This is a genomic window from Ammoniphilus resinae (assembly GCF_017873965.1).
GTDB classification, from domain to species: Bacteria; Bacillota; Bacilli; order Aneurinibacillales; family RAOX-1; genus Ammoniphilus_A; species Ammoniphilus_A resinae.
The window spans coordinates 81,602-88,581 of the sequence record NZ_JAGGKT010000015.1; the positions used below are offsets into that span (position 1 = coordinate 81,602).

General features: G+C 46.6%; 7 protein-coding genes and 1 pseudogene. 7 read left to right on the plus strand and 1 reads right to left on the minus strand.

What is annotated here, in order from left to right:
- Nucleotides 1-5: 5 nt before the first annotated feature.
- From atpG to J2Z37_RS19795, 4 genes are all read left to right on the plus strand, one after another.
- Nucleotides 6-884 (plus strand): ATP synthase F1 subunit gamma, encoded by an 879-nt coding sequence (gene atpG / locus J2Z37_RS19780; RefSeq protein ID WP_209812040.1) that lies wholly within the window; start codon nucleotides 6-8, stop codon nucleotides 882-884.
- Nucleotides 885-908: 24 nt separating this feature from the next.
- Nucleotides 909-2,327, plus strand: coding sequence for a F0F1 ATP synthase subunit beta (atpD, locus tag J2Z37_RS19785; RefSeq protein WP_209812041.1), 1,419 nt, complete (start codon nucleotides 909-911; stop codon nucleotides 2,325-2,327).
- An 83-nt stretch (nucleotides 2,328-2,410) separates the two neighbouring features.
- Nucleotides 2,411-2,812 (plus strand): F0F1 ATP synthase subunit epsilon, encoded by a 402-nt coding sequence (locus tag J2Z37_RS19790; protein WP_209812042.1) that lies wholly within the window; start codon nucleotides 2,411-2,413, stop codon nucleotides 2,810-2,812.
- 1,699 nt (nucleotides 2,813-4,511) lie between these two features.
- Nucleotides 4,512-4,841: a helix-turn-helix transcriptional regulator gene (locus J2Z37_RS19795; RefSeq protein ID WP_209812043.1), complete on the plus strand. Its 330-nt coding sequence runs from the start codon at nucleotides 4,512-4,514 to the stop codon at nucleotides 4,839-4,841.
- A gap of 236 nt (nucleotides 4,842-5,077) precedes the next feature.
- On the opposite strand, the gene J2Z37_RS19800 is transcribed toward J2Z37_RS19795, so the two are convergent.
- Nucleotides 5,078-5,554, minus strand: a complete 477-nt coding sequence (locus tag J2Z37_RS19800) for a low molecular weight protein-tyrosine-phosphatase (protein WP_209812044.1) — start codon at nucleotides 5,552-5,554, stop codon at nucleotides 5,078-5,080.
- Between the two features lie 192 nt (nucleotides 5,555-5,746).
- Between J2Z37_RS19800 and J2Z37_RS19805 the strand changes: the two genes are divergently transcribed.
- From J2Z37_RS19805 to J2Z37_RS19815, 3 genes and pseudogenes are all read left to right on the plus strand, one after another.
- Nucleotides 5,747-6,115 carry an NADH-quinone oxidoreductase subunit A gene (locus J2Z37_RS19805; RefSeq protein WP_209812045.1) on the plus strand — a complete coding sequence of 123 codons (369 nt, stop codon included), beginning with the start codon at nucleotides 5,747-5,749 and terminating at the stop codon, nucleotides 6,113-6,115.
- Nucleotides 6,106-6,624, plus strand: a complete 519-nt coding sequence (locus tag J2Z37_RS19810) for a NuoB/complex I 20 kDa subunit family protein (protein ID WP_209812046.1) — start codon at nucleotides 6,106-6,108, stop codon at nucleotides 6,622-6,624. Before J2Z37_RS19805 ends, J2Z37_RS19810 begins: the two co-directional genes overlap by 10 nt.
- Nucleotides 6,621-6,980: pseudogene (locus J2Z37_RS19815) on the plus strand (NADH-quinone oxidoreductase subunit C); the annotation flags it as partial. The gene J2Z37_RS19810 and the pseudogene J2Z37_RS19815, both read left to right, overlap by 4 nt.

Genomic DNA, 6,980 nt, shown 5'->3' on the forward strand with positions numbered 1-6,980 from the left:
ATGATATGGCTGGTGGAGGAAGCCGCGAAATAAAACGCCGCATTAAAAGCGTTAAGAATACTCGGCAAATCACCAAAGCAATGAAGATGGTTGCCGCTGCCAAACTGCGTCGTGCGCAGGAACGTGCGGAGGAGAGCCGTCCTTATGCAGAGAAAATCCGTGAAGTGGTGTTCAGTATTGCTTCCGGTGCAAGTGGTGTGAAGCATCCGATGCTCGAGCACCGTCCGGTGAAAAAGACAGGTTACATCGTCATCACGTCGGACCGCGGACTTGCTGGAGGTTTTAACAGCAATACCTTGCGTAAAGCTGTTTCCTTGATTAAGGAACGTCATCAAAGTCCGGATGAATACGGGATTTTTGTGGTCGGCAGAAGGGGAAGAGACTTTTTCACCAAGCGTGGATATCCGATCTTGGCGGAAATCACCGGGTTGCCCGATGCACCCACTTTTGCCCATATTAAACAAATCACGTCAAAAGCTGTCGGCTTTTTCGCTGATGGAACGATTGACGAGTTGAATTTGGTTTACAACAAGTTTAAAAGTGCGTTAACACAGATTCCAACCGAAGTGCGTCTCTTGCCATTAGGTGAGGTGGATGAGGCTGCGTCTACAACTGCTTCTGCAGCTGCGAAGACCAGTTACGAATACGAGCCATCGGCGGAGGAAGTACTTAGTGTTTTATTGCCAAAATACGCGGAAACGCTCATTTATAGTGCTCTGCTCGATTCCAAGGCCAGTGAAGAAGGCGCTCGGATGACAGCGATGGGTAGTGCAACAGATAACGCAAGCTCAATGCTTGAGTCTTTAACCCTTTCCTTTAACCGTGCACGTCAGGCAGCGATTACGCAGGAAATTGCGGAAATCGTAGCTGGTGCCAACTCGTAAGGAAAAATAAGTAGGAGGTATACCATGAATAAAGGACGCGTAGCTGTGATAATGGGTCCAATTGTCGACATCGAGTTCGAACGTGGACAATTGCCTGCTATCTATAACGCCGTAAGAATAAAGTATGACAGTGAAAATGGTGGCCCTGCCATCGATTTGACTGTAGAAGTTTCCCTTCACTTGGGTGACAATATGGTTCGTTGCGTTGCCATGTCCTCAACGGATGGACTTGTTCGTGGTGCGGAAGCGGTTGACTTAGGGAAACCAATCTCTGTACCTGTAGGTCCAAAAACTTTGGGACGTGTGTTCAACGTATTGGGAGATCCTATCGATCTTCAAGATGCACCAGCTGAAGTTCCAACATTGCCAATTCACCGTCCAGCACCACCATTTGAAGACCAAGCACCAGCTGACCAAATCCTTGAAACAGGGATTAAGGTTATTGACCTTCTTGCTCCATATGCAAAGGGTGGTAAGATCGGTCTATTCGGGGGTGCCGGTGTAGGTAAAACCGTATTGATCCAGGAATTGATCAACAACATCGCGCAAGAGCACGGTGGATACTCCATCTTCGCCGGTGTTGGTGAGCGTACTCGTGAAGGAAACGACTTGTATCATGAAATGAAGGATTCCGGGGTTATCTCCAAGACTTCCATGGTGTTCGGTCAGATGAACGAGCCTCCTGGAGCGCGTATGCGTATTGCCTTGACAGGTTTGACCATGGCGGAATACTTCCGTGATGAAGAAGGCCGTGACGTGTTGTTCTTCGTTGACAACATCTTCCGCTTTACCCAAGCAGGTTCTGAGGTATCCGCGCTTCTAGGCCGTATGCCATCTGCGGTAGGTTACCAGCCTACACTTGCTACTGAAATGGGTCAAATGCAGGAGCGTATTACGTCAACTAAAAAGGGTTCTGTAACTTCCATCCAGGCGATCTATGTACCTGCGGATGACTATACGGACCCAGCGCCAGCTACAACGTTTGCTCACTTGGATGCAACAACGAACCTTGACCGTGGTATCTCCGAGTTGGGGATCTACCCTGCCGTGGATCCATTGGCTTCGACTTCCCGTCTGTTGTCACCTGAAATCTTGGGTCAAGAACATTATGATGTTGCTCGTGGTGTTCAGGCTGTATTGCAGCGTTACAAAGAATTACAAGATATCATCGCCATCCTTGGTATGGACGAGTTATCTGATGAAGATAAGCAATTGGTTGCTCGTGCCCGTAAAATCCAACGTTTCTTATCCCAGCCTTTCCACGTTGCTGAACAGTTTACTGGTTTCCCTGGTAAATACGTTCCCGTTAAGGATACGGTTCGCAGCTTTAAAGAAATCCTTGAAGGGAAGCACGATGACCTTCCTGAGGCAGCTTTCCTTTATGTAGGAACGATCGAAGAAGCTGTCGAAAAGGGTAAGAAGATGTTAGAGGAAGCGAAGTAGTACAACCCTAAAACCCCATCAGTCGGGACCGTCCTCTGTTGCCATTATTGGAACAGAGATCTTACAGGGGAGGACCTTAAACTATGAATACAGTATTAGTAGAAGTCGTTACTCCTGAACGGGTTGTCTATCGTGGGGATGCTCGCATCGTCGTGGCCAAAGGACTTGAGGGGGAACTAGGTATTCTCCCAAATCACGTTCCCTTGGTTACACCACTCAGGATTGCACTCGTCCAGATTAAAAAAGCAGAGGGTGAGGATGTCATCGCGGTAAGCGGTGGCTTCATGGAAGTCCGCAAGGACAAAATCACCATCTTAGCCGAAGCGGCTGAACTGCCGCAGGATATCGACGTAACTCGCGCAACCGCCGCAAAGGAACGCGCCGAACAACGCCTATCCGACAAAAAGGATGACATCGACTCCAAGCGCGCTGAACTAGCTCTCCAACGAGCTCTTGTCCGCTTGCAGGTTACGAATAAGAAATAAAAGTAAGAGGCTGTTCCCTTTATTTGGGGGACAGTCTTTTTTTCTGTTTAAGAATTTATAAGCTATGGGGTGTAATGGATGACCCTTTTTAATTGTTGTTCGGGGAACCGTTTTGTGAGAGCTTGTTTTGTTCTGAGACGGCGGGGCTGAGTTGAGCTGAACTGGGCAAGGGTAGGCGAGGCGAGGCGAGGCGAGTGTCTTGCCGGTGCAGAGCTGGAAGAGCTGGGGTGCGGCTTATATTTTTTGCAACCTATGGCCACTATCCCATCCTGTCAGGTATAGATGTGGTGGGATGCATTTGTATTTGAGGGCTGGTATAGGCTGTGAACGGGCCGGAAGTAAATTTATTCCAAGATATTGGAAGAAATCGTCAAGTAACGGAATCAGTATCCGTCCGCAAACCCTTCAAAAAGTGAACAAATCTCCGATTTAGCTGATTCTATGTCCGGTCGAGCCGCTTGCCAGTGCTAGGTGGTTTATTATGTTTTGCAACCTATGGCCATTATTCCATCCAGTCAGGTAGAAAGTTGATGGGCTGCGTTTTCATTTGAGAGGCTGGTATAGGCAGTGAACGGGGTAGTGTAAAGTTATTCCCAGAGGGTGGAAGGAATCGTCAAGTAAACGGAATCAGTTATCGTTCGCAAACCCTTCAAAAAGTGAACAAATCTCCGATTTAGCTGATTCTATGTCCGGTCGAGCCGCTAGCCAGTGCTAGGTGGTTTATTATGTTTTGCATCCTATGACCATTATTCAATCCAGTCAGGTAAATGAGTTAATCTGGAAGGAGGAACCCAATGAAGGACATTCCAACCGGAAAAGTTGAAAATTAAGTGAAGAAACTCTCCTTATTTGTCTGATTCATATAAAATTGTGCTAAGTAAGGGGGGATTTTCCACTTATCATTGCAAAAATCGCGCAAAATACAGTCTTTTTATTCAATAAGAATAAAAACTCCACCTATTCGAGGAATTTTCCAAGTCTAAGTAAAATAGGTGTAAAATCTCCCCTTATTGAAAATGGGGTGCGGAACTCTGTGGGATTGTTAGTTGGTTACTTGTGATAATGGACGTTGCTACCGGTGAATTTATCACAAAATGCCTGCCTACCAGTTAAAAACAGTGCACCAACGACAACTGGGGTCTACAAACAAATAGTTTCTCACAATTTCCAACCGGAGTGAAAGGGATAATGGGCATACACATTAAAAAATAAGTACATCGCAACCCCAGTCCATCCCCCACCCCTCCAATTTGCAACCGGAGTGGAAGGGATAATGGGTACACACATTGGAAAACAAGTACATCGCAACCCCGTGATCCCCCCCCACCCCTCCAAATTCCAACCGGAGCGAAAGGGATAATGGGCACACACATTGGAAAACAAGTACATCGCACCACCGCCCACCGACCTAAGTTTCTCGTCCCAAACGTAAAATACCACAAAAAAACCCCATACATATTCAAATTTTTTGTGCAATGTAAACAATTGTACACTTTACAAATAAGGCTTTTTCCTTTAACGTAGATATGTAAGGAATCTGTAATTGAATTATACTCGGATTTCCAAATAATGGTTGGCTTTCATCGTTACTTTTTAACTAACGTTTATGTTGTACCTTTACAACTCAACAAGTGTTGCTCAGTAAGGGGAAATCGATCGATATGAGCTAGAAACGATTTTTTGAGGAGGTCAATCAATCATGTCTTCACCACTAGGTAATGAATTAAAGCGACTGCGCGAGGCGAAAGGATATACCCTTGAAGAAGCCTCCCAACAAATTGGCATCACACGACAATATTTAAGCATGTTGGAGAAGGGGCAGAGAAAATCGGCATCCTTTGAAATTATGACACGACTTTCCCAGATCTATCAGGTGCCTATGGAGTACCTTGGCAAGTTTATTGGATCTAATGCACAGGAATTAACGGAAAATGAATTGAATACGTGGACACAGCTCAACAAAAAACTAGAGGAAGAAATTTACGGGAATTCAGTGAACGAGCTGTTGACATGGTTGAAGGCAAGATAAACTTACCAGATTTTGTAAACCTTTACAATTGGCCTTCGATAAGGGTTCCCGGCGCTAAAGACAGCGCTTAAAGGGACCCTTTTTTACTGTGTGGGAATCGGCATCTTATCGGTATGACGGTTTCTGATTCCTTCGGAACTCTGTCGATTTTCCTCCGCATAGAAAGGATTGGTGTCCCTTCGTGGAGAAAGCAGAAAAGAGGGCACATCCAACCCCCGCAAATTCCGCTTTTCTCATTATGTAAGATGATGTTTCTCGGCAATATAGTTGAGGAGCTCCTCACAGGAGCGGCGGATGATTTGATAGGATTCGAGAAAAGCAGCATCACCCTGACTCCATGGGTCAGGCACGTCTCCGCCTTTTTCCACCACATCAAACTCACGCAGCAGGAAAAGCTCGCCTTTGACCATCTGACCAAGTTTTTCGATGTTCCTTCGATTCGAGGCGTCCATGGCAATCACGTAATCCCACTGCCCCAAGTCCCCCGGCAAAAACTGCCGCGCTCGCTGCTCATCAATGGAAAACCCGTGCTGCTTGGCGACTTTCCGCGAACCGGGATCAGGAGCCTTCCCCACGTGATACCTAGCGGTTCCTGCAGAATCAATGTGAAACAAGTCGGACCAGCCTTTCTCCCGCACCAGCTCACGAAAAACCCCTTCCCCCAAGGGGGATCGACAGATATTTCCCAAACAAACGAATATGACATTTATCACAGTTTCAGCACCTCCTTGGTGTTATGATATCACAAAAAGAGAATAGAATAGTTTTTAAGGACAGGAAGAAGGGATTTCTATAGAATTAAAAAAATGGAAAGCATGTGAGGTTAGACATAACCTCACCCGATTTGCTATACTTGGTATTGTGTTCATTTTTGTATATTTATTATGGTAAATGGAGGGAAATCCATGGCTGACTTGTACTCCAATAATTACCTGATTGTAGCCATCTTCTTTATCCTTGGGTTAGCTCTTCCGATTGGGGCCTTAACTGCAGGGCGTTTTTTACGTCCAAATAACCCCATCGCAGAGAAGCGAACCACTTATGAGAGCGGGATGGAACCGATTGGCGGCAGTTGGGTACAGTTTAATGTGAAATACTACATATACGCTTTGTTGTTTGTAGTGTTTGACGTCGAGACAATATTCCTATATCCATGGGCAGTAGCTTACGATCAGTTAGGTCTTTTTGCCTTGGTTGAGATGTTGATTTTTGTAACGCTGCTGGTAATTGGTTTAATTTATGCCTGGAAAAAGAAGGTGTTAGAATGGGATTAAATCTAGAGGGAATTACGCCAGAGGTTCAAGAACAACTCAATCGTAACGTGTTTATGACAACCTTAGAGCAAGTCAAAGCTTGGTCACGCAGTAACTCTTTGTGGCCGATGAGCTTTGGGCTTGCTTGTTGTGCGATTGAAATGATGGCAACAGGCGGAGCTCACTATGATTTTGACCGCTTTGGAGTGTTGTTTCGCGCCTCGCCACGTCACTCTGACGTGATGATCGTGGCAGGTACAGTGACTAAAAAGATGGCTCCAGCTCTTCGCCGTCTATACGATCAAATGCCAGAACCAAAATATGTCATTGCTATGGGCGTCTGTGCGACTGCAGGGGGGCCTTATGTCAATGCTTATTCTGTTGTAAAAGGGGTCGACCAAATCGTTCCTGTTGACGTATATATTCCAGGGTGCCCGCCGAATCCAGCTGCGCTGATCTATGGAGTAAACAAACTTCAGGAAAAGATTCGATGGGAGGCTAAGACTGGAAGGAGGGTGACCAGTCGGTGAGTACACCAGAGGAAAAAGCCGCTGCCGCCGCGAAGGCGAAAGAAGAGGCGATGCGTAAGTTGAAAGAAAGAGAAGCAGCAGCTGCTGCCGGAGAGAAGCCATCTGCATCTGAAACCCCTGCAGCCACTGTACCGGAGGCTCAGGCCGAGAAGCCATTTAGCGAGATGACGCCAGAGGAGAAGGCCGCTGCGAAAGCGAAAGCCATTGCGGAAGCAAAAGCCAAGGCTGCTGCTAAGTTAAAAGGTGAGGAACCTGCAGCCGCTGTACCGGAGGCTCAGGCCGAGAAGCCATTTAGCGAGATGACGCCAGAGGAGAAGGCCGCTGCGAAAGCGAAAGCCATTGCGGAAGCAAAAGCC

Bases quoted from the DNA above. Each gene is read 5' to 3' on its own strand.
- atpG (WP_209812040.1), top strand. From the start codon at position 6: ATGGCTGGTGGAGGAAGCCGCGAAATAAAACGCCGCATTAAAAGCGTT.
- atpD (WP_209812041.1), top strand. From the start codon at position 909: ATGAATAAAGGACGCGTAGCTGTGATAATGGGTCCAATTGTCGACATC.
- J2Z37_RS19790 (WP_209812042.1), top strand. From the start codon at position 2,411: ATGAATACAGTATTAGTAGAAGTCGTTACTCCTGAACGGGTTGTCTAT.
- J2Z37_RS19795 (WP_209812043.1), top strand. From the start codon at position 4,512: ATGTCTTCACCACTAGGTAATGAATTAAAGCGACTGCGCGAGGCGAAA.
- J2Z37_RS19805 (WP_209812045.1), top strand. From the start codon at position 5,747: ATGGCTGACTTGTACTCCAATAATTACCTGATTGTAGCCATCTTCTTT.
- J2Z37_RS19810 (WP_209812046.1), top strand. From the start codon at position 6,106: ATGGGATTAAATCTAGAGGGAATTACGCCAGAGGTTCAAGAACAACTC.